The sequence below is a fragment of the Pararhizobium gei genome, assembly GCF_029223885.1.
Classification (GTDB): Bacteria; Pseudomonadota; Alphaproteobacteria; order Rhizobiales; family Rhizobiaceae; genus Pararhizobium; species Pararhizobium gei.
Window position 1 is genome coordinate 817,074 of the sequence record NZ_CP119409.1, and the last position, 20,119, is coordinate 837,192.

Genomic DNA, 20,119 nt, shown 5'->3' on the forward strand with positions numbered 1-20,119 from the left:
GATTGATCCACGGTGATTGTGTTTGACAGGACGACTGAAGGCTGGCGCCTACAGATCCGGTCCTGTGTTCTCCATCGCGTCCGGCAGTTCGGGCAACTGCAGGGCGTCGTCAGGTGATACCGGCCCCGGCCTGAAATTGCGAGGGTCCCTTCCGAAAAAACCGAGCCCGGCACTTTGAGCTTCCTTGACCTTGCTCTCCAGGGGAGAGCCGGCCGCAGCCTCGCCCCAGCCGTTTTCTGCAAGCCAGGCCGCGGGATCCTTGTTGCCGACTGTGCAAGGCGCTGTCAGCATACCCTTCCAGCCCGTCTTCGGAACCAGGCAGACCAAGGCGCGGGCGCGCAGGAAATTGCGGAACGCGGTGCGCGCGACGGCGCCGCAGGGCCAGGGTGCTCCACCGTCATCGCAAATGCGCCCGAGGTCCTGGGGCAGGAGGCCCTCCAGTTGCAGCGAACGGTTCTCGCCAAAAGCGATCAGCCCGGCGGATAGGCTAACGGGATGGCGAAGAACGGTTGCGACGGCTTTCGGCTTTTCCTCCGGCTCGGACAGCGGCTTGCGTGCCTCGATCCTCTCCAGTGGCTGGGCCGATATATCCTTGGGAAGAGCGAATTGCTGCGGCGCTATAGTCCTGACTGCCATCGGGGCCGCTTCGATGGAAACGCCATCCAGAGGAGCGGGATCGATCGTGATCGGTTGCAGCCCATCGGTTTCAGGTTCATCGACGCCTATGGCCGGAACATCGCTCATATCCGGGGTTTCCAGCGTGAAGTCTGATATTGGATCGTCCTGCTGCCCACGAATGACGGACGCACCGCCTTCCAGCAGCGCAATCGTTACAAGGATCGCGAGCAGGCCGCCGCCGGCCGTCAATAGGTTTCGCTTCATCAGGAAAACTGTCCTACTGGCTTGCCCAGATAATGCGGGCGATCCATTCAACCTCTCCAAGATCGAATGTGCGGTTCGGATGGTCGGGATTGAGCGACAGCAATTCGATGTTACGAGCTGTTTGACGCACGAGAATCTTGGCCATGACCTCGCCTTCCGTCGTCTTGACCACCACCCTGTCGCCGCGGCGAACCTGCGCGCCCGGCTCCACGATCAGCACATCGCCGTCACGATAGAGCGGCAACATGCTGTCCCCCTGAATTTCAAGCGCGTAGACGCCCGCCTTGGTGCCGGGTGCCGCCGGAAACTCGACCACGTCCCAGCCCTGTCCGGCCGGAAAGCCACCATCGTCGAAAAAGCCGCCGGCACCCGCCTGGGCAAAGCCAAGCAGCGGAATCGAGCCGGTCTGCGGTGGAAAGGCGCCATAGGGCACCGAGCCGCCCGTAGCCCCCGGCCGGAGAAATTCCATGAACTGATTAATGGTCGAACCCGTCGCATCGAGCACCTTGGCGATCGACTCCGTCGAGGGCCAACGCTCGCGGCCATCGACGGAGTGACGTTTGGATTTGTTGAAGGACGTCGGATCGAGCCCCGCCTTGCGGGCGAGCCCGGAAGGAGAGAGCTGATAGCGCTCGGCGAGCGCATCGATCGCGCCCCAGATACGGTCATGTGAAAACATCGTTGCACATCCTGGCAGGCGATGAAGCGTGCGCTTTCCTTGCGGCCGCGCCTTCCTGTTGCAGGCGAACATTAGTGAATTGCCTGACAGAAGTAAAGATTAAAGGAAAATAATCCTGTTCTGCAATCACGCATTTTGCCGGCTTTGCAATTGAAATGGCCTGCCGGAGGCCTATAGTTTTTACCGTCTGCCGAAAGCGAGAGGGGCTCTTCTATTTGATCCTGAAGACCGAAATTCTTCTGGTCGTGGCGCTCCTGGCGGCAATCGCCGGCTTTGCGTTCGAAGAGACGCTTCTGGAGACAGGGCAAATCGCGGCGCTTGCCGGGGCCTTGGCTCTCGTGCTTGCCATCGTGTTTGCCTCCATGCGGGTTGCCCACCATGCGGAGATGTTGGCGGCCAAGGTTGGCGATCCCTACGGCACGATGATCCTGACCCTGTCGGCGGTGCTGGTAGAGGTGATCATCCTGGCGATCATGATGGGCAGCGAGACCTCGCCGACGCTGGTGCGCGACACCATTTATTCGGCCGTCATGCTTGATATCAACGGCATTCTCGGGCTGGCGGCGCTACTCGGCGGGTTGAAGCATGGAGAGCAGCCATATAACGACGATTCCAGCCGCACCTATTGCGTCATGATCCTGACCGCGATGGGGATTTCCATGATCGTTCCGGAATTTGTGCCGGCCGCGAAATGGCATTTCTATTCAGCTTTCACCATCGTTGCCATGGTCACGCTCTATACGCTGTTCCTGAAAATGCAGGTTGGCGCGCACAGTTATTTTTTCAGTTACAGCTATCCGAAACGCAGCCGCGCGCCGGGCACGGACAAGCCCGATGCCGGCGAGCCGGTGACGGCGGCGATTGCAATCCTGATTGCCGGGGTGGTGGTGATCGGCGTTCTGGCGGAAATCATGTCGGGCCTTCTGTCTGCCGGCCTGAAGGAATCGGGCGCTCCACCGGTCATGACGGCCATCGTGGTGGCGGCGATTTCCGCTTCGCCCGAGATCATGACGGCCATGCGCGCCGCCCTTGCCAACCGCATGCAGGCCGTCGTCAACATCGCGCTCGGCGCTTCGCTGTCGACGGTCATCCTCACCGTCCCCGTCATGGAGGCGATCGCGCTCTACACAGGCCAGCCTTTCGTCATGGCGATGACGCCGGTGCAGACCGTTATGGTGGCAATCACCTTGATCGTCGCGGCGATCAACCTGAATGACGGCGAGACCAATGCAATCGAGGGCATGACCCATTTCGTGCTTTTCGCGACCTTCATCATGCTGTCACTGATCGGGCTTTAGGCGTTCTGCAGGCCCTTGGCGGAACCGCTTTACCGTGAACTGCGCATGGCAGGCCTTCAATTCGCCTGCACAATTCCCCATATGTCCGTAAGGCTGCGTTTGCAGCGATACAAGAGACGGACGGGATTGGAAATATGGTCAGGGCAGGACGAATTCTCGCGACGCTTGCAGTCGCATCCGTGGTGATGTTGACGGCGATCGATTTTGCCGAAGCGCGGCGCGCCGGCAGCGGCTTCGGCAGCCGGGGCTCCCGCACATTTTCGCAGCCACCGGCGACGCGTACAAACCCCGGCGATGCAGCCCCGATCAACAGAACCATGACGCCGCAGCAGCAGGGTGCGAACCCGCAGACTGGCCAGCAGCAGACTGGCCAGCAGGCCCGCCCCGGCGCGCAGCGTCCCGGTGGCCTGTTCGGCGGCCTTGGTGGATCGCTGCTCGGCGGTCTGGCGCTCGGCGGTCTGATCGGCATGCTGATGGGCAACGGCCTTGGCGGCGCTGCCGGCTTCCTGGGTCTCCTCCTGCAGGTGGCGCTGATCGGTGGCGCGGTGATGCTGGCCATGCGTTTCTTCGGACGCCGCAGGCAACCGGCTTTTGTCGGACCGCAGGGTGGCGCGGGAGCGCAGGCCGCAGGTTTCGGCGGCGCGACCTATTCGCCGCGTGAAAGCACGAGCGGCATGCCGTCCTTCCGTATTCCGCCGATCGGCGGCGGTGGTGCCAAGGCGACGCAGCCTGCGCAGCGCGGGGTGCAGGATCCGGACGAAATTGGCGTTGCGCCCGAGGATCTCGACACATTTGAGGCCATGCTGAAGCAGGTCCAGGCCGCCTATGGCGCGGAAGATTATGGCACCCTGCGCAAACTGACGACACCGGAAGCCATGTCCTGGCTTGCCGAGGAACTGAGCGACAACGCCACCAAGGGCCTGAAGAACGAGGTGCGCGATGTGCATCTGGTACAAGGCGATGTTGCCGAAGCCTGGCGCGAGGAGGGCGACGACTATGCGACCGTCGCCATGCGCTACGAAAGCATCGACGTAACCCGCAACCGCGCCACTGGCGAAGTGGTCGAGGGCGATCCCGACCAGCCGACGGAAGCCGTCGAACTCTGGACCTTCCTGCGCAAGCGGGGCGGCGACTGGCAGGTTTCGGCCATCCAGGGCATGGCGGCCTAGCCATCACACCAGGTATGTCTGGAACAAGCCCGGCCGAATTAATTTCGTGTCGGGCTTTTTGCTGTCCGGTCGATGGAAGGCGATGTCGCGAAAAGAGGCGCATTGTGCCGGCGACTCGCGGCAGGCTCATCCCTTGAGCAAAGGGAGGTTATCTTGCAGAATCGCGCCGCACTGGGGATCACCTATCTGTGCCTCGGCATCCTGATCTTTTCCGTGCAGGACGCCATCATCAAGGCGGTATCCGGCAGCTACCCGCTGACCCAGGTGGTGGCGACGCGCGGCGTGGTCGCGATCCCGCTCCTGCTCGCCTTCGTGCATATAGAATCCGGCCTATCCTCGATTTTTGCCCGCAATGTCTGGCCGCTTGCCGGCCGGGCTCTTCTCCTGCTCGTCGCCTATACCAGCTACTACATGGCCTTCCCGGCGCTGCCACTGGCCGATGCCGTAGCGCTCTATTTCACCGTGCCGCTGTTCATGCTGGCGCTGGCCGCCCCCTTGCTCGGCGAGGCGATCGGCTGGCGGCGGATCACGGCGGTCTGCGTCGGTTTTATCGGCGTCATGGTCATGCTGCGGCCGGGCGCCGGCCTGTTCGAGCCGGCAGCGCTGCTCTCGCTGTTTTCGGCGGCGACCTATGCGCTCGCCATGCTGATGGCGCGCAAGATGGGCAATGACGTCTCGGCCTCCGTGATGTCCTTCTACCAGAACGGCGTCTATCTCATCGGCGCGCTGCTGATCGCCGGCTTCTTCCACGCCACCGGCATCCACCAGGCAAGCCACAAGTCGATCGAATTCCTGATCCGTCCCTGGGTCTGGCCCAACCTGCACGATTTCCTCCTGATCGCCTCCTGCGGCGTCATCGCCGCCGTCGCCATGACGCTGCTCACCAACGCCTACCGCATCGCCAAGGCCAGCATCGTCGCCTCCTTCGAATACACCGGCATGCTCTGGGCCCCGCTCTGGGGGTTCCTGTTCTTCGGCGAGGTGCCTTATCTGACGACGGTTGCCGGTGCCGGGCTGATCATTGCATCGGGTTTGTTTGCGCTGAGTTCGCCGGCGGCCAGGGAGGATAAGGCGGCAGAAGGACGGGCGGAGAGATAGCCCGACTCTTTCGATCGCCTTTCCGTGATGGAACGCTGTCGGACGATGCAACGTTGCGGATTGTCCGGTAAACTCTATTCGCTGAAAAAGGAGCCGCCATGAAAACCGTCGCGCTTGCCAGCCTTATTGCTCTTGCAGCCGGAGGGTCTTCTGCCGCAATGCCGGGTGGACTTTCGCAGTTTCAATGGGAGAAGCGCGTCCTTATCCTTTTCGCTTCCCCGGACGACGCGACCTATCTCAAGCAGAGACAGATCATTGACGCGCAGCAGGCCGGCCTAGCGGAACGTGACATGGTGGTCATTCGTATCGATGGCGCTGCGGCGGAACTTGTGTTCGGAACGGCGAAAAACATAGACGCCAACGCAATCAGCCGTGAGGTCTCTTTTCAGCCGGACGCCGGATTCCAGGCCATACTGATCGGCAAGGACGGCGGCGTGAAACTGCGCGAGACGCGGGCTGTCTCAGAGGAGGCCTTGTTTGGCTTGATCGATTCCATGCCGATGCGGGCACGGGAAAGGAAGTAGCGGAGCGACAGGCCCCGAAGGGCCTGCCTATTATCTTAGCGTCCCATAATCCTCACGCAGCCTTTGCTGCCACCGCATACGGATCAAACCGCCCATAGAACGTCTCGCGCTTGGCCGCCATATCCTGCAGCAGCGCCGTCGGCTGGAAATGCTCCCCGTAGCTCGCCGCCAGCTTCTCGCACATCGCCACGAATGCCTTTACGCCCATGCCGTCGATGTAGCTCAGCGTGCCGCCGGTGTAGGGGGCAAAGCCGAAGCCGAGGATGGAGCCGACGTCGGCTTCGCGCGGGTCGGTGACGATGCCTTCTTCCATTGTGCGGGCGGCTTCGAGCGCGATGGTGGCGAGGAAGCGCTGTTTCAGCACGGTGACGTCGAACGCGTCGGCGCTCTTCTGCGGGAAGAGGTCCTTCAGGCCCGGCCAGAGCGACTTCTTGGCAGGCTTTGCCGGGTAGTCGTAGAAGCCCTTGCCGTTCTTGCGGCCGCGGCGGTCGAGGTCATCGACCAGTCTGTTGATCAGCGTCATGTGCTGCGGATCGACAGCGGCTTCGCCCAGATCGGCGATCGAGGCCTTCAGGATCTTCTGGGACAGATCGATCGCCACCTCGTCGTTGAGCGAGAGCGGTCCAACAGGCATGCCGGCCATCTTGGCGGCATTTTCGATCATCGCTGCCGGCACGCCTTCGATCAGCATGTCATAGGCTTCGTGGATATAGCGGAAGACGCAGCGGTTGACGTAGAAGCCGCGCGTATCGTTGACGACGATCGGCGTCTTCTTGATGGCGGCGACGAAATCGAGCGCTGCGGCCAGCGCCTCGTCACCGGTTTCCTTGCCGAGGATGACTTCCGTCAACATCATTTTCTCGACCGGCGAGAAGAAGTGGATGCCGATGAACTGGGCCGGGCGCTTGGAATTCTTGGCAAGGCCGGTGATCGGCAGGGTCGAGGTGTTGGACGCGAAGATCGCGTCCTCGGCCAGAACCGCCTCGACCTTTTCGATCACATCCTTCTTGACCTGGCGGTCCTCGAACACGGCCTCGACGACGAGCTTGACGTCGGCAAGGTCATTGTAGTCGGCAGACGGGGTGATCAGCGCCAGCAGCGCCTCGCCCTGTTCCTGCGTCATCCGCCCCTTACCAATGCTATCCTTCACCAGACCTTCGGAATGGGCCTTGCCCTTGGTGGCCGCTTCCATGTCGCGGTCGACAAGGGTGACGGGAATGCCGGCGGCGGCCGTGACATAGGCGATCGAGGCGCCCATGAAGCCGGCGCCGACGACGCCGATCCTGGCGAATTTCGATTTCGGCGGGCCGGCCGGGCGACGGGCGCCCTTGCCGAGTTCCTGCATCGAGACGAACAGCGAGCGGATCATCGAGAAGGCCTCGGTGGTCTGCAATATCTGCGTGAAGTAACGCTGCTCGATCTTCAGGCCAGTGTCGAACGGCACCTGTAGGCCTTCATAAACGCATTTCAGGATGGCGAGCGCGCCCGGATAGTTGCCATAGGTCTCGCGGCGCAGGATGCCGGAGGCCGCCGGCCAGAGCTGGGCCGCGGCCGGCGTCCAGATGCCGCCGCCGGGCACCTTGAAGCCCTTTTCGTCCCAGGGCTGAACCGGCTTCAGGCCGTTCTTCAGCATGGTCTTGGCGGCTTCGATCAGCTTGTCGGGATCGGCCAGTTCGTGCACGAGGCCCATCGCCTTGGCGCGCTGCGGGGTGAGCGACGAGCCGGTCGTCATCATCTGCAGGGCGTCCTGCGCATTCGTCAGCCGCGGAACGCGCTGCGTGCCGCCGGCGCCCGGGAAAATCCCGACCTTGACTTCCGGAAGCGCGATCTTCACCGACTTGACGTTGGAGGCGACCCGGCCGTGGCAAGCCAATGACAATTCAAATGCGCCGCCCATGCAGGTGCCGTTGATCGCCGAAACCCACGGCTTGCCGCAGGTTTCCAGCTTGCGGAAGATGCCGGTCATCTGGCCGCAGAGCTCGAACAGCTTTTCGGCGGCCGTATCCGGGTTCTTCTTCTTTTCTTCGGCCTGGAAGGTGAACATGCCCTTGATCATCGACAGGTCGGCACCACCGGAAAAGGTCGACTTGCCGGAGGTGAAGACGACGCCCTTGATCTCGGCATCCGCGACGACCGCGTCGATGATAGCGTTCAGTTCTTCAAGGACGGCGGCGGTAAACACGTTCATCGACTTGTCCGGCATGTCCCAGGTGACAAGCGCCAGACCGTCGGTATCGGTTTCGATGGTGAAATTGGTATAGGTCATGATGGGTCTCTCCCTGAGATGTCAGGCCGACAGGTGGCTGCGTTGCGCTTCGACGGTCTTGGTCTTCTCCATGACGACGTCGCCTGTGTGTTTGGTTTGCGATGGCTCGAACAACAGGAGCCAGCACTCTTCGGCCGCAACCTGGTTATGCTCGACGCCCTTCGGAACCACATGAAAGTCGCCGGCCTTCAACAACACGTTCGGCCGGTCGCGATATTCGATCGTCAGTTCGCCCTTCCAGATGAGAAACAACTCGTCCTCGTCGTGGTGCGAATGCCAGGTCAGACGGTCCTTCACCTTCGCGAGCTTCCCACTCTGGCCGTTGAGGTCTGCGACGACGCGGGGCGACCAATGCTCGGTGATTTCGGCAAATTCGCTTTCAATCGTTCCGGTGCTCATCGCATCACACCCGTTCGATGATCGTAGCCGTGCCCATGCCGGCGCCGATGCAGAGCGTCACCAGGGCGGTGTTCAAGTCGCGGCGTTCCAACTCGTCGAGTACCGTGCCGAGGATCATCGCGCCGGTCGCGCCGAGCGGATGGCCCATGGCAATCGCGCCGCCATTGACGTTCATGATGTCGTGGGAAATGTCGAACGCCTGCATGTAGCGCAGCACGACGGCGGCAAACGCCTCGTTCAGTTCGAACAGGTCGATATCGGCGATCGTCATGCCGGAGCGCTTCAGCAGCTTCTCGGTGACATCGACGGGGCCGGTCAGCATCAGGGCCGGATCCGAGCCGATATTGGCAAAATGCCGGATGCGGGCGCGCGGCTTGATCCCCATCGCCTCGCCGCCGGCCTTGGAGCCGACCAGCACGGCGGCAGAACCATCGACGATGCCGGACGAATTGCCGGCGTGGTGGACATAGGTGATCTTTTCGATTTCCGGATGGGCCTGGATACCGACGGCCTCGAAGCCACCCATCTCGCCCGGCATCTGGAAGGACGGGTTGAGCGCGGCGAGCGACTGCATGGTCGTCGTCGGACGCATGTGCTCGTCCTTGGCAAGGATGGTGATGCCGTTCTGGTCCTTCACCGGAATGACGGACCTGTCGAAGTAGCCACTGTCCCAGGAATACGCGGCGCGCTTCTGGCTCTCGACCGCATAGGCATCGACGTCATCGCGGGAAAAACCGTATTTCGTGGCGATCAGGTCGGCCGACACGCCCTGCGGCATGAAATAGCCGGGGAAGTTGACCGACGGGTCCATGTACCAGGCGCCGCCCGACATGCCCATGCCGATGCGCGACATCGATTCCACGCCGCCGGCAATAACGATGTCGTCCGAACCCTGCGCAACCTTGCCGGCCGCGAAATTCACGGCATCGAGACCGGACGCGCAGAAGCGCGAGATCTGCATGCCCGGCGCCTTGCTGGAATAGCCGGCCTCGAAGGCGGCCGCCTTGGGGATCACGGCACCGGCCTCGAAGACCGGATCGACGCAGCCCATGATGATGTCGTCGACGGTGGACGTGTCGAGCCCGTTGCGGTCGCGCAGCGCCTCGAGCACCTTTGCGGCAAGACGCGGCGTCGGCACTTCGTGCAGCGAGCCATCCTTCTTGCCCCGTCCGCGCGGCGTGCGCACATGATCGTAAATGAAGACGTCGGTCATTGTGGTTTCTCCCTGTGGGCGGCTTGCGCTGTCCGATAGTGTCTATTCGAAGAACGTACTGATACGGGCGAGAACCTCGGCCGTTATAAACGGGGGTGCTTTTTCTATGAAGCGGCCACCACGGGCTTTCACGTCGATTGCCCGAACCTGATGACAAAGAATGACGCCGCTTGTGCGTGTACCGGCCCCCGAAAGCGAAACGCTGAATCCTTTCGCACGGGCAAAATTGCCGCCAATCGTGATAGGGGCAATAAACTGTAATCCAAGCCGATTGAAATTACCTTGGGATACGATCAGGCAGTAGCGTGATTTCGCCTGCTCATGCCCGCGTGTCGGTTCTAGATCAGCAAACCAGATGTCGCCTCTCTCCATCAATCGATAATCTCATTACCAACGGACGGCATGTTCATCCACTCGAGTTCCTCTTCGCTCCACGGCGCATCAAAATCGCATTGGGCAAGAAGTTCCTCCAAAGTATACTTCGGACGCTTCTGGGCAGCGACGACCATTTTGCCGTCCACCGCCATCACATCAACCGTCGTGTTGGCTTGAAGTCCGAGTTCATCGAGCACCGGTTTGGGCACTGTCATGATGACCGACCCTCCGGCATTTCGGAGTGTGGATGAAGCCATTGTCGCTCTCCTCTGAAAAGTTATATAAATGTATAACTTTTCCTCTCCCTTGTCCAATCTTCAAAACGCCGCAGCATCCAGCGCCATGGTCGTGTCGGCACCGGCTTCGATGCGGGTGCGGCGCAGTGCCGTTTCCGGCATGATGCGCTCCATATAGAACTTCGCCGTGATCAGCTTGTTCTTCAGGTAGTCTTCGCGCGCCGTATCGCCTTCAGCCAGCTTCTGCTCGGCTGTCTTGGCAATCTTCGCCCACATATAGCCGAGTACGACGAGGCCGAAGAGGTGCATGTAGTCGGTGGAGCCGGCACCGGCATTGTCGGGCTTTGCCATGGCATTGCCCATGAACCACATGGTCGCCGCCTGCAGGTCGTTCAAGCCCTTCTTCAGACCCTTGGTGTAGACGACCAGCTTTTCATCCGAGCGGTTTTCCTCGCAGAAATCGCCGATTTCCTTGAACAGGGCCGTGATCGCCCGGCCGCCGTTCAGCGCCAGCTTGCGACCGACGAGATCGAGCGCCTGGACGCCGTTGGCGCCCTCGTAGATCATCGCGATGCGGGCATCGCGGACATACTGGCTCATGCCCCATTCTTCAATATAGCCGTGGCCGCCATACATCTGCTGGGCCATCACCGCGTGGTCGAAGCCCTTGTCGGTCAGAACACCCTTGAGGATCGGCGTCATCAGGCCAAGAATGTCGTCCGCTGTCTGGCGGTCATTGTCGTTGTCGCCGCGGTGCGCGATGTCGGATTTCAGCGCGGTCCACAGCGTAAACGCGCGGCCGGCCTCGTTGAAGGCCTTGATGGTCATCAGCGTGCGGCGCACGTCCGGATGCACGATGATCGGGTCGGCTTGTCTGTCCGGTGCCTTGGCACCAGAAAGCGAACGGCCCTGGATACGTTCGCGGGCATAATTGGCGGCGTTCTGGTAGGCTACTTCGGCGATGGACAGACCCTGCAGGCCGACGCCGAGGCGGGCTTCGTTCATCATCACGAACATGGCGTTGAGGCCCTTGTTCTCCGCGCCGATGAGATAGCCGATGGCCTCGTCATAGTTCATGACGCAGGTCGAATTGCCGTGAATACCCATCTTGTGCTCGATTGCGCCGCAGGACACCGTGTTGCGCGCGCCGACCGAGCCGTCGGCCTCGACGTGAAACTTCGGAACGATGAACAGCGAGATGCCCTTGGTGCCTTCAGGCGCGCCCTCGATGCGGGCGATGACCAGATGGACGATATTGTCGGACATATCGTGTTCACCGGCGGAAATGAAGATCTTCTGACCGGACAGCTTGTAGGAGCCATCCCCCTGCGGCACGGCCTTGGTGCGCAGCAGGCCGAGATCGGTACCGCAATGCGGCTCCGTCAGGTTCATCGTGCCGGTCCACTCGCCCGACACCATCTTCGGCAGGTAGGTCGTTTTCTGATCGTCGCTACCATGCACGAGGATCGCGGCAATGGCGCCCTGGGTCAGGCCCGGATACATGGTCAGCGCCATGTTGGCCGACGACATATATTCGCCGATTGCGGTGTGAAGCGTATAGGGCAGGCCTTGGCCACCGAATTCCTCCGGAACCGACAGGCCGAGCCAACCGCCTTCGCGATACCGGTCGAAGGCCTGCTTGTAGCCTTTCGGCGTCGTCACCGTCGCGTCGGCATTGCGCGTGCAGCCTTCCTGGTCGCCGGAAAGATTGACCGGGAACAGGACCTCCTCCGCAAGTTTCGCTGCCTCGCCAACGATCGCCTCGATCATGTCCGGGGTGGCATCTGCAAAGCCGGGGAGATTATTGTAGCGTTCGATGCCGAGAACGTCGTTCAAAATGAAAAGCGTGTCTTCGACCGGTGCCTTGTAAATTGGCATATATCCTGTTCCTCACCTTTAGCCCCGGCAATAATCCGCTGGCAGGGCCGTACCACCTCAATATCGAGCATGCTACAAAATTTTGACGTTTGCGTAAACGTCAAAATTGAGAGCGTGCCGGTTTTGGCGCCGTCGTTCAGATGGCGCGCCCAACCGGCGCATGAACCCTTTTGGCAGGCTGCGCCCACGAATTGGTTAAAAAATTTTCAGTCAGGTTAACGGCTTGTTTACCACGTTTCGAGATGGTGAGCACTGAGATGGTCAAAGCTGCAACTGTCCTGTCTTCGCGTCGCTGCAGCCTTTGTCCAGGTCGGTAACGGTTTGAGGGAAAGCGCGACGACGCTTTTCAGCCGGAAAGCCGATCAAGGCCGATGGAAGAGGCGAAGAACGATGAATGGATCGCGATCAAACACTCCACGACCCGGCGCCCTCGGCGACAGGTCGTCACTCGACGCGCTCAATCGCACGATCGAAGGTCTGGAGGCCCGTATCGAAGGATTGATGGGGACAGCGGCACGCGATCTGCGCAAAACTGCTGTCGAACGCGAGACGACCCGGCCGAACCCGATCGATGAAATCATGCAGCGCCAGCGGATCCTGACTGCCAGCCGCGAGCGCGAGATTTCGCGCGAGCGGCCGGACATCCGCAACACCGAGCTGCGCAGCTATGCGGAGCGGCGGGTAGAGCCGACGCGGACGCAGCCCCGCTCCATCCACGATGTTCCGGCTGCCATCCACGATGTTCCGGCTGAAAGTGCCGCCAAAACCCAGTTTCGCAGCGCACCTTATACCGACGAGACGCCGCGCCGCGATAAGGTGGCGCCTTTACGTGAGGAGTTGAGACGGCCCGAAAATCCCCGCGCCGTCCGGGCGGCTGTCGAAATGCCGCGCGCCGATGCACAAACGACAGAAATCGCCCAGGCTCTGGTCAGCCTGCGCCAGGAACTCAAGAAGGATCTGAGCGAAGGCCTGTCACGCGAAATGACCGCATTGCGCGCCGAACTGCGTGGCATTACCGCTGAAGCCGCGCAGGAGCATACGGTTGCCGAAGACATCCGCGGCGACTTGCAGAAACTCTCCGACAGCATCACGCAGCTTGGCCGCCAGGCATCGCCCACGCAGGCAGATGCGCTGAAAGTCGAATTCGACGAGCTCCGTATCATGATCGACGGGCTTGCCCGGGAAGACAGCGTGCGCCGGATGGAAAACCGGTGGACGGGTGTCGAGGACCGGATGAACGTTTTCGATGCCAATCGCGATGACGAACTGGTGGCGCTCGCCTACCGGCTGGACGAGATAAAGTCCCAGATAGGCTCGATGAACACCAGCCCGGCTCTTCATGCGCTGGAAGACAAACTGGTTTCCGTGGCGCAGGCGATCGAACTGATCGGTCGCCATATACAGCCCGATGACCGGCGCTTTGTATCACAATTCGCCGATCTCGATGCGCGACTGGATGAAATCAGCCGGGCGATCGTCGCGTCCGGCCGCACTGCCGCCCCCGATCTGGCCGGCGTTGGCCGTGTGGAAAACAGGATTGCCGATCTGGCCCGCCAGATCGATACGCTGCAGCACCCGTCCGACAACGGCCTGGGTGCCCGCATAGAGGCGCTGACGGCGCGCGTCGAGGAACTGGCCGGCGAGGAAGCGGCACTGCGTCTCGAGGAACGGCTCGACCAGTTGTCCCTGATGCTGGAGCATTCCCAGAAAGCGTCCGCTCAGCCGGATTTGACCGGGTATCTCTCCGATATCTCGCGCAAGATCGACGCCCTTGATCAGGGAACCTTCAACGAGGCGCTGGCCGAGCGTCTTGACGATCTCGCCCGTCGCATCGACCAACTCGACATGCCCGCAGTCCAGCCCGAAAGCGGCCGCTTCGACAGGCTGGAAGGCCAGCTATCGGATATTGCGCTCCGGCTCGAAGAGACGCAGGCCGCGCCCTATGACGACAGCGAGATCCTGCGAAGCCTGCAGGACCAGATCGCCAATCTGTCGAGCCTGGTCAGCCAGCCGCGCGAGATGGAAGCGAGCACCGTTCCGGCGGAGTTCGAAGGCCGCATGAACGCGCTGGAAGACTATCTGGCGACCAGCGACGAATATATTATCGAAGCGGCGCGCCAGGCGGCCGAAGCCGTCATGGAGGCCTATAGCCGCAACGGTGCCGGACAGTCGGCATCCAACGGATCCGGCGCGGATCTCGCAGCGATCTCGGCGCTGGCCGACGATCTGAAAGTACTGGAAAATCTCAGCCGTTCGAGCGAGGAACGCACGGCGCGCACCTTCGAGGCGTTACACGAGACACTCGTGCACATCGCCGAAAAACTGGAGCGGCTGGAAGAGCGCGGGTTCGAGCAGCCGGAGCAGACCAGGGCGTTCGGCATGCGTGGCCACGATGCCCACCCGGCTATGCCGAGGGCCTTGGCAGCTGATTTGGGCGACGACGATGACCGAGCTGATGCGGGTTTCGGACATCGCTACGACGATCTGAAGCGGGACATGCAGGGGCTTGCCGCCGAGGATGAACCGACCCAGCCGTCGCGGGCCGCCGTTGCCGAGGCGGTGCAGGCCGTATCCGATCAGGCCAGCGTCCATGTGGACGATGTAAAGACCGCCGCTCCGCCGGCCAGATCAGGACTTCTCGCCGGGTTGACGAAGCGGTTCGCACCCAAGCGCGGCGAGCCTGCCCACACACCCGAGCGCCAATTGGTCGAGCCGACGCCGACGCTTGACGCTGCGCTCGCCATCGAACCCAATGTCGCCAATCAGCTGCTGGAGCCCGGTTCCGGCGTGCCGGATGTCAAGAAGATTCTGGAGCGGGTTCGCGCCGGCCAGACCGGCCGCAACGCCCTGCCAAGCGAGGCCGACAAAGCCGATTTCATCGCCGCGGCGCGGCGTGCCGCCCAGCTTGCGGCAGAAGAAACCGATAATCTCAACCGCTCGAAGGGTGGCGCGGCCGCAGCCCCGCTCGGCGCTCTTTCCCGGCATCGGCGACCCCTTCTCATGGCAGTCGGCGCCGTGCTTTTGGCGATCATGTCCTATCCGTTGGTCAACACGCTGATCCTGGGAGACGAGGCGCCGGTCGCCGTCATTGAACAGCCCGTTGCAGAGCAACCCCTTGTTGGGGAGCCCTCTCAGGCGGAGCAGCAAACGGCCGCCGTTGCGATGGCGCCGGAAACCGATGATGGAGCCGTCGAACCTCTGGCTTCGCTTCAGCCGCAGACCGAGGATGCCGGGGCGGAGCCGCCCGCGGCAGGGCCGGAGGATGCGATCACAGCCGAAGGAAGCGAAACCGGCATCGAAGTCCCCGCTGACGCTGGTCAGCCGAACGTCGCGACAGGGGCGTCCACTCTTCTTGCGCCGGTCCCCACGGACGAGTCCGCGACGACCGGCCTGATGGCGCAGCCGGCCGGCGCAGTTGAGACCGCCGCCCTTGAGGTGCCGGCGGAAATCAAGCCGGAAGCACTGGCCGACGCTGCCCGCAAGGGCGACCCTCTGGCGATGTTCGAGGTGGGCGCGATCTATACCGAAGGGCGCGGCGTCAAGGCGAATTTCGCCGAAGCCGCAAAATGGTACCAGCGGGCTGCCGATGCAGGCGTCATCCCTGCCGAATACCGGCTGGCAAGCCTGTATGAAAAGGGCACCGGCGTCGGCCGCGACCTGAAGAAAGCGCGTGCGCTCTATGAAAAGGCTGCCGAGAAAGGCAATGCCAGTGCCATGCACAATCTCGCCGTCATGCTCGCCGGCGGTGTCGAGGCGGCACCTGATTTTGCAGGCGCCGGCAAGTGGTTTTCCATGGCCGCAGACCGTGGCATCCGGGACAGCCAGTTCAATCTCGCCATCCTCTATGCGCGTGGCAACGGTGTGAAGCAGGATCTTGAAGAATCCTACAAATGGTTTGCGATCGCTGCCCGCGACGGCGACACCGACGCCGCACAAAAGCGCGACGAAGTCGCTAAAGCGCTGAGCGCCGACCAACTGAAAAGCGCCAAGGCGAAATTTGACGCCTGGAATCTCACGCCACTGGACGACAGCGCCAATTCCGTCGCGGTGCCCGACAGTTGGGTAGGAGCCGGCGTCAAGACCGCCTCGGTCGATATGAAGAAGGCGCTGCGCAACATCCAGGCCATTCTCAACAACAACGGCTTCGATACCGGCAAGCCCGACGGCGAAATGGGCAAGAAGACGGTTGCCGCCATCAAGGCTTTCCAGAAGTCCATCGGCCAGGAACCCACCGGCGAGATCACTGACGCGCTGGTCAAGGAGCTGCTGAAGCGGAACAGCAACGGCTAAAAGGCGTAAACCGCGACGGCCGGTCTTCTAACCGGCCGTCGCGCGCAGTAACAAGATCACAACGGCGTCTGCGGCTCCTTCGATGCCGCAGACCGGCCGGACAAGAGCCCCGCATGAGGTTAAGGTCAAGCCTTTCGCGGCTTGCGGGTCTCAGTCTCGGTTAAGCACGCAACGGCATTGAAAGCCTTCGATCATACCGGTTTCAGGCTCGCACAATTCGAAATTCGTGGTGAATCAAGCGCCACTTTGACGTATCCGCCCGCCTCGCGGGCTATTGGCATTTAGAGGTCGCGCCGTGACGGTGTATCTGCCCATCGCAGAATTGTCGGTGAACATCCTGATCATCCTCGGCATGGGTGCGGCTGTCGGCTTTCTCTCCGGCATGTTCGGCGTCGGCGGCGGCTTTCTGATCACGCCGCTGCTGATTTTCTACAATATCCCGCCGGTCGTTGCCGTCGCCACCGGCGCCAACCAGGTCGTCGCCTCCTCGATCTCGGGCGCCATCACCCATTTTCGCCGCGGCACGATCGACATCAAGCTCGGCACGGTGCTTTTGTGCGGCGGTCTGGCAGGTGCCACAGTCGGCATCTGGATTTTCGCACTGCTGCGGCGGATCGGCCAACTCGATCTCGTCATTTCGCTCGCCTATGTCCTGCTTCTAAGCACCGTCGGATCCCTGATGCTGTGGGAGAGCATCATCGCGCTCCGGCGCGCCTCGAAGAACGAGCCGGCGCAGCTCAGACGGCCGGGGCAGCATAACTGGGTGCACCGGCTACCGCTGAAGATGCGGTTCAAGAAATCCAAGATCTATCTCAGCATCATTCCGGTGATCACGCTCGGCTTCGGGATCGGCGTCCTCACCTCGGTGATGGGCGTCGGCGGCGGGTTCATCATGGTGCCGGCGATGATTTACCTGCTGCGCATCCCCACGAATGTCGTGGTCGGCACCTCTCTGTTCCAGATCATCTTCGTCTCCGCCTATACGGTTATCGTTCAGGCGACAGCCAACTACACGGTCGATATCGTTCTCGCTTTCGTGCTGATGATCGCCGGCGTCATCGGTGCGCAATACGGCGTCAGGGTGGGGCAGCGGCTGCGCGGCGAGCAATTGCGGGCACTTCTGGCGCTTCTGGTCCTTGCCGTCGGCATCCGCCTTGCCATCGAGCTTGTCGTGACCCCGAAGGAAATCTACTCGATCGTCACCGCCGGAGCTGGCTTCTGATGCGGTCGCTTCGCGCCATTCTTCTCCTGCTTTCCCTTGGCATTACCGCGCCGGCGGCGGCGCAGGCCGAGCCGATGGATTTCGCGGAAAAGCTCGATATCGGCATTTCAACAGATGAAATCTCCATCACCTCGGATTTCCGCGGCGCGGACCTGACCATTTTCGGCGCCATCGATGGGTTCGACGGCAATTTCCTGGCGCAGGGGCGGTACAACATCGTGGTCGCCCTGGAAGGCCCCAAAGAAAACACCACGGTGCGCAAGAAGGAGCGCGTCTTCGGGATCTGGATCAACACGCGCTCGATGACCTTCGAGGCCGTGCCGGAATCCTACTCCCTGTCGAGCACGCGCGACATCGACAGCATCGCCGCACCCGGCGACATGGGCAATATGGGCATCGGCGTCAGCCACATGCCGCTGACGCCGATCGGCTTTATCGGCGACGGCAGCAACCTTTCGGAATTCCGCAACGCTTTCCGGCGCCTGCGGGAGACGACGGGCGTCTACCAGCGCGATCCGGGCGGCGTGCAGTTCATTAGTTCCGCCCTGTTCAAGGCCTCCGTGCGCCTGCCGGCCGATGTGCCGAACGGCGTCCATGTCGTGCGGGCCTATCTGTTCCGCGACGGCGTCTTCGTGGCGGCCAAAGCGCTGCCGCTTCGGGTGGTCAAGACGGGTCTCGAGCAGGCGATTACCACGGCAGCCCATGAATCCCCTTTCCTTTACGGCATGGCGGCGGTGCTGCTTGCCGTGATCACCGGCTGGCTTGCAAGCATCGTCTTCCGCAGGGATTGAGGCCCTGCCTGCGAGGTCTGCGGGTTTGCCTCGGCGGGAAAACAGGCTATCTGCAATCAAACATCAGGAGATTTGTGATGAAGCCGATTTTCGTCCAGCTGCAATGCGTCCCCGGCAAGACCTACGAGGTTGCCGACATGATCTACAAGAAGGAAATCGTCTCGGAAATGTACTCCACCAGCGGCGATTACGACCTGCTGATCAAGGTCTATATCGAAGAGGGCGAGGATGTCGGCAAGTTCATCAACGACAATATCGCGACGGTGCCGGGCATCAGCCGGTCATTGACGACGCTGACGTTCAATGCGTTTTGATTTCTTAGGCCTTCTCGATCTCGTAGGTGAGAATGGTCGCGCCGCGGACCGTGGTCTTTGAAGCCACGAGCTTTAGGTCGGTCTTGTCGCGGCCGGGCTTGAAGAAAGGCGTACCCCGCCCGAGTAGCACGGGCACGACGCAGAGCATGACCTCATCCACCAGTCCGGCCTTGAGGAGGGTGTCACAGAGTTCAGCGCTGCCGAAGATTCGAATGGGCTTTTCGGCGGTCTCCTTCAGTCGGCGAAGGTCCGCGACAATATCGGCGGTTACGGTGGTCTGATTCCAGTCGCTTTCCGTGATGCTTCGAGACGCGACGAGCTTCGGCAGACCATTCATGAAGGCCTTGACCTCGGTCTCCTCCTCTGCGTTCGTCCAATAGGCCTTCATGCCCTTATAGGTGATACGACCAAAGACGAGCAGGTCTGTCGTCGTGCCAAACTCCTTTGACAAGCTATCAAGCTCCGGCCCCCAGGCGCGGCCGTGAAATTCGAGATCCCATTTCTGCTCGCCTTCGAAATAACCGTCGAGCGTTACGAGATTCCAGATGCAAAGCTTAGCCATGATCGTTTTCCCTAGACCCATTTCCTTTTTAAGCTCGTTTCAAGATGATGATCCGATGGCAAGATGCAATAGGTTTTCCGCGACGCGGGAAATCCTATGCCGACAGCCTCATGGAGCAGTGGACACCGTTTTTTGGCAGGGATTGGCAAGACAACGAGAATGCCTGGATCAGCCGGCTAGACGCGTGTAGCTGACCGAATAAATCCTGTCCCGCCCCAGCATATGGGCGACCAGCGACTGGCGGTCGAACAGGCCGTACATGGCTTTGTGGCGAAGATCGAGACCGCCGGTGGTAACGCCGAAGGCGGGCATGATCAGGCGATTTCCATCATTGGCGAAACAGGCGCGGCGCACCCTCTTTTCCCGACGGGTCACCGTCGCCGCTGGATGAAGATGCCCGGAGATCTCGCCTGGCATAGCATCTTTGGCGGGCTCGTGGCGGAAGACCAGGCCGGCATAGTGCAGTTCGTCGGCGGATAAGCCGGGCAGGTTGAACGCGCCGTCGGGATCATGATTGCCATTGATCCAGATCCATTCACGGCCGCGCGCCATGGTCTCTATCATGCTGCGGAAGATATCCGGCATCAGGGCCGAGCCGGCGCGGTCGTGGAAATTATCGCCCAGCGTGATGACCGTCTTCGGATCATGCCGGGCAATAAGAACATCGAGGATGCGCAGGGTCGCCAGCGTGTCATAGGGCGGCAGCATCATGCCGCGGCGGGCAAAGGCCGAGCCTTTTTCCAGATGGAGATCGGAAACGACGAGAATGTCGAGGTCCGGCAGGTAAAGACCACCCAGCGGATCGCACAGCGCCGTGACGCCTTTGATAACGGTGCGCGCAGTATGCGCTGGCGTATCGGGCAGGGCGGAGATGGAGTGGGCGATGCGATACATGTTGATCCGGCGTCGTCTGGTTCTGTGCA

18 protein-coding genes are annotated in these 20,119 nt (G+C 61.5%); 8 read left to right on the forward strand and 10 right to left on the reverse strand.

Annotated elements, in window-relative coordinates; all coding sequences use genetic code 11:
* Positions 1-48 precede the first annotated feature (48 nt).
* On the reverse strand, positions 49-882 hold the full coding sequence (locus tag PY308_RS03830) for a thermonuclease family protein (RefSeq protein WP_275788335.1): 834 nt from the start codon (positions 880-882) through the stop codon (positions 49-51).
* Between the two features lie 13 nt (positions 883-895).
* On the reverse strand, positions 896-1,561 hold the full coding sequence (locus tag PY308_RS03835) for a S24 family peptidase (RefSeq protein ID WP_275788338.1): 666 nt from the start codon (positions 1,559-1,561) through the stop codon (positions 896-898).
* 215 nt (positions 1,562-1,776) lie between these two features.
* On the opposite strand from PY308_RS03835, the gene PY308_RS03840 reads away from it, so the two are divergent.
* The 4 genes from PY308_RS03840 to PY308_RS03855 all read left to right on the forward strand — a co-directional run bounded on the left by PY308_RS03840 (position 1,777) and on the right by PY308_RS03855 (position 5,650).
* Positions 1,777-2,859 (forward strand): calcium:cation antiporter, encoded by a 1,083-nt coding sequence (locus tag PY308_RS03840; RefSeq protein ID WP_275788341.1) that lies wholly within the window; start codon positions 1,777-1,779, stop codon positions 2,857-2,859.
* Positions 2,860-2,993: 134 nt separating this feature from the next.
* Positions 2,994-4,028 (forward strand): Tim44 domain-containing protein, encoded by a 1,035-nt coding sequence (locus PY308_RS03845; protein ID WP_275788344.1) that lies wholly within the window; start codon positions 2,994-2,996, stop codon positions 4,026-4,028.
* A gap of 153 nt (positions 4,029-4,181) precedes the next feature.
* Positions 4,182-5,126: a DMT family transporter gene (locus PY308_RS03850; RefSeq protein WP_275788347.1), complete on the forward strand. Its 945-nt coding sequence runs from the start codon at positions 4,182-4,184 to the stop codon at positions 5,124-5,126.
* Positions 5,127-5,224: 98 nt separating this feature from the next.
* Positions 5,225-5,650, forward strand: coding sequence for a DUF4174 domain-containing protein (locus tag PY308_RS03855; RefSeq protein WP_275788352.1), 426 nt, complete (start codon positions 5,225-5,227; stop codon positions 5,648-5,650).
* A 52-nt stretch (positions 5,651-5,702) separates the two neighbouring features.
* Here the strand turns inward: PY308_RS03855 and PY308_RS03860 are convergent, their stop codons facing one another.
* The 6 genes from PY308_RS03860 to PY308_RS03885 are packed head-to-tail and all read right to left on the reverse strand — an operon-like array spanning position 5,703 to position 12,017.
* Entirely contained in the window at positions 5,703-7,916 is a 2,214-nt protein-coding gene (locus PY308_RS03860; RefSeq protein WP_275788355.1) for an FAD-dependent oxidoreductase, read from the reverse strand.
* 21 nt (positions 7,917-7,937) lie between these two features.
* Positions 7,938-8,315, reverse strand: a complete 378-nt coding sequence (locus tag PY308_RS03865; protein WP_275788356.1) for a cupin domain-containing protein — start codon at positions 8,313-8,315, stop codon at positions 7,938-7,940.
* A 4-nt stretch (positions 8,316-8,319) separates the two neighbouring features.
* Positions 8,320-9,528 (reverse strand): acetyl-CoA C-acetyltransferase, encoded by a 1,209-nt coding sequence (locus tag PY308_RS03870; protein WP_275788358.1) that lies wholly within the window; start codon positions 9,526-9,528, stop codon positions 8,320-8,322.
* Between the two features lie 42 nt (positions 9,529-9,570).
* Entirely contained in the window at positions 9,571-9,900 is a 330-nt protein-coding gene (locus PY308_RS03875; RefSeq protein WP_275788361.1) for a type II toxin-antitoxin system PemK/MazF family toxin, read from the reverse strand.
* Positions 9,900-10,160: an AbrB/MazE/SpoVT family DNA-binding domain-containing protein gene (locus tag PY308_RS03880; protein ID WP_275788365.1), complete on the reverse strand. Its 261-nt coding sequence runs from the start codon at positions 10,158-10,160 to the stop codon at positions 9,900-9,902. Before PY308_RS03880 ends, PY308_RS03875 begins: the two co-directional genes overlap by 1 nt.
* 60 nt (positions 10,161-10,220) lie before the next feature.
* Positions 10,221-12,017: an acyl-CoA dehydrogenase C-terminal domain-containing protein gene (locus tag PY308_RS03885; RefSeq protein WP_275788368.1), complete on the reverse strand. Its 1,797-nt coding sequence runs from the start codon at positions 12,015-12,017 to the stop codon at positions 10,221-10,223.
* Between the two features lie 390 nt (positions 12,018-12,407).
* Here PY308_RS03885 and PY308_RS03890 point away from each other — a divergent pair, with 390 nt between their 5' ends.
* The 4 genes from PY308_RS03890 (at position 12,408) to PY308_RS03905 (ending at position 18,634) form a co-directional block, all read left to right on the forward strand.
* Positions 12,408-16,307: a peptidoglycan-binding protein gene (locus PY308_RS03890; protein WP_275788371.1), complete on the forward strand. Its 3,900-nt coding sequence runs from the start codon at positions 12,408-12,410 to the stop codon at positions 16,305-16,307.
* Positions 16,308-16,602: 295 nt separating this feature from the next.
* The gene (locus tag PY308_RS03895; protein WP_275788373.1) at positions 16,603-17,529 is read left to right on the forward strand and encodes a sulfite exporter TauE/SafE family protein; all 927 of its coding nucleotides are present in this window, start codon (positions 16,603-16,605) and stop codon (positions 17,527-17,529) included.
* Entirely contained in the window at positions 17,529-18,320 is a 792-nt protein-coding gene (locus PY308_RS03900; RefSeq protein WP_275788376.1) for a TIGR02186 family protein, read from the forward strand. Before PY308_RS03895 ends, PY308_RS03900 begins: the two co-directional genes overlap by 1 nt.
* A gap of 77 nt (positions 18,321-18,397) precedes the next feature.
* Positions 18,398-18,634 (forward strand): Lrp/AsnC ligand binding domain-containing protein, encoded by a 237-nt coding sequence (locus PY308_RS03905; RefSeq protein ID WP_275788378.1) that lies wholly within the window; start codon positions 18,398-18,400, stop codon positions 18,632-18,634.
* 4 nt (positions 18,635-18,638) lie between these two features.
* On the opposite strand, the gene PY308_RS03910 is transcribed toward PY308_RS03905, so the two are convergent.
* Together PY308_RS03910 and pdeM are read right to left on the reverse strand one after the other, a co-directional pair.
* A complete protein-coding gene (locus tag PY308_RS03910) occupies positions 18,639-19,196 on the reverse strand; it encodes a dihydrofolate reductase family protein (RefSeq protein WP_275788380.1) in 558 nt (185 codons plus the stop codon).
* A 168-nt stretch (positions 19,197-19,364) separates the two neighbouring features.
* Positions 19,365-20,090, reverse strand: coding sequence for a ligase-associated DNA damage response endonuclease PdeM (gene pdeM / locus PY308_RS03915; RefSeq protein WP_275791008.1), 726 nt, complete (start codon positions 20,088-20,090; stop codon positions 19,365-19,367).
* Between the last annotated feature and the right edge of the window lie 29 nt (positions 20,091-20,119).

Coding starts and splice junctions, on each gene's coding strand:
- PY308_RS03910 (WP_275788380.1), bottom strand. CDS start 19,196: ATGGCTAAGCTTTGCATCTGGAATCTCGTAACGCTCGACGGTTATTTC.
- PY308_RS03905 (WP_275788378.1), top strand. CDS start 18,398: ATGAAGCCGATTTTCGTCCAGCTGCAATGCGTCCCCGGCAAGACCTAC.
- PY308_RS03900 (WP_275788376.1), top strand. CDS start 17,529: ATGCGGTCGCTTCGCGCCATTCTTCTCCTGCTTTCCCTTGGCATTACC.
- PY308_RS03890 (WP_275788371.1), top strand. CDS start 12,408: ATGAATGGATCGCGATCAAACACTCCACGACCCGGCGCCCTCGGCGAC.
- pdeM (WP_275791008.1), bottom strand. CDS start 20,090: ATGTATCGCATCGCCCACTCCATCTCCGCCCTGCCCGATACGCCAGCG.
- PY308_RS03855 (WP_275788352.1), top strand. CDS start 5,225: ATGAAAACCGTCGCGCTTGCCAGCCTTATTGCTCTTGCAGCCGGAGGG.
- PY308_RS03830 (WP_275788335.1), bottom strand. CDS start 882: ATGAAGCGAAACCTATTGACGGCCGGCGGCGGCCTGCTCGCGATCCTT.
- PY308_RS03885 (WP_275788368.1), bottom strand. CDS start 12,017: ATGCCAATTTACAAGGCACCGGTCGAAGACACGCTTTTCATTTTGAAC.
- PY308_RS03845 (WP_275788344.1), top strand. CDS start 2,994: ATGGTCAGGGCAGGACGAATTCTCGCGACGCTTGCAGTCGCATCCGTG.
- PY308_RS03875 (WP_275788361.1), bottom strand. CDS start 9,900: ATGGAGAGAGGCGACATCTGGTTTGCTGATCTAGAACCGACACGCGGG.
- PY308_RS03835 (WP_275788338.1), bottom strand. CDS start 1,561: ATGTTTTCACATGACCGTATCTGGGGCGCGATCGATGCGCTCGCCGAG.
- PY308_RS03880 (WP_275788365.1), bottom strand. CDS start 10,160: ATGGCTTCATCCACACTCCGAAATGCCGGAGGGTCGGTCATCATGACA.
- PY308_RS03870 (WP_275788358.1), bottom strand. CDS start 9,528: ATGACCGACGTCTTCATTTACGATCATGTGCGCACGCCGCGCGGACGG.
- PY308_RS03865 (WP_275788356.1), bottom strand. CDS start 8,315: ATGAGCACCGGAACGATTGAAAGCGAATTTGCCGAAATCACCGAGCAT.
- PY308_RS03860 (WP_275788355.1), bottom strand. CDS start 7,916: ATGACCTATACCAATTTCACCATCGAAACCGATACCGACGGTCTGGCG.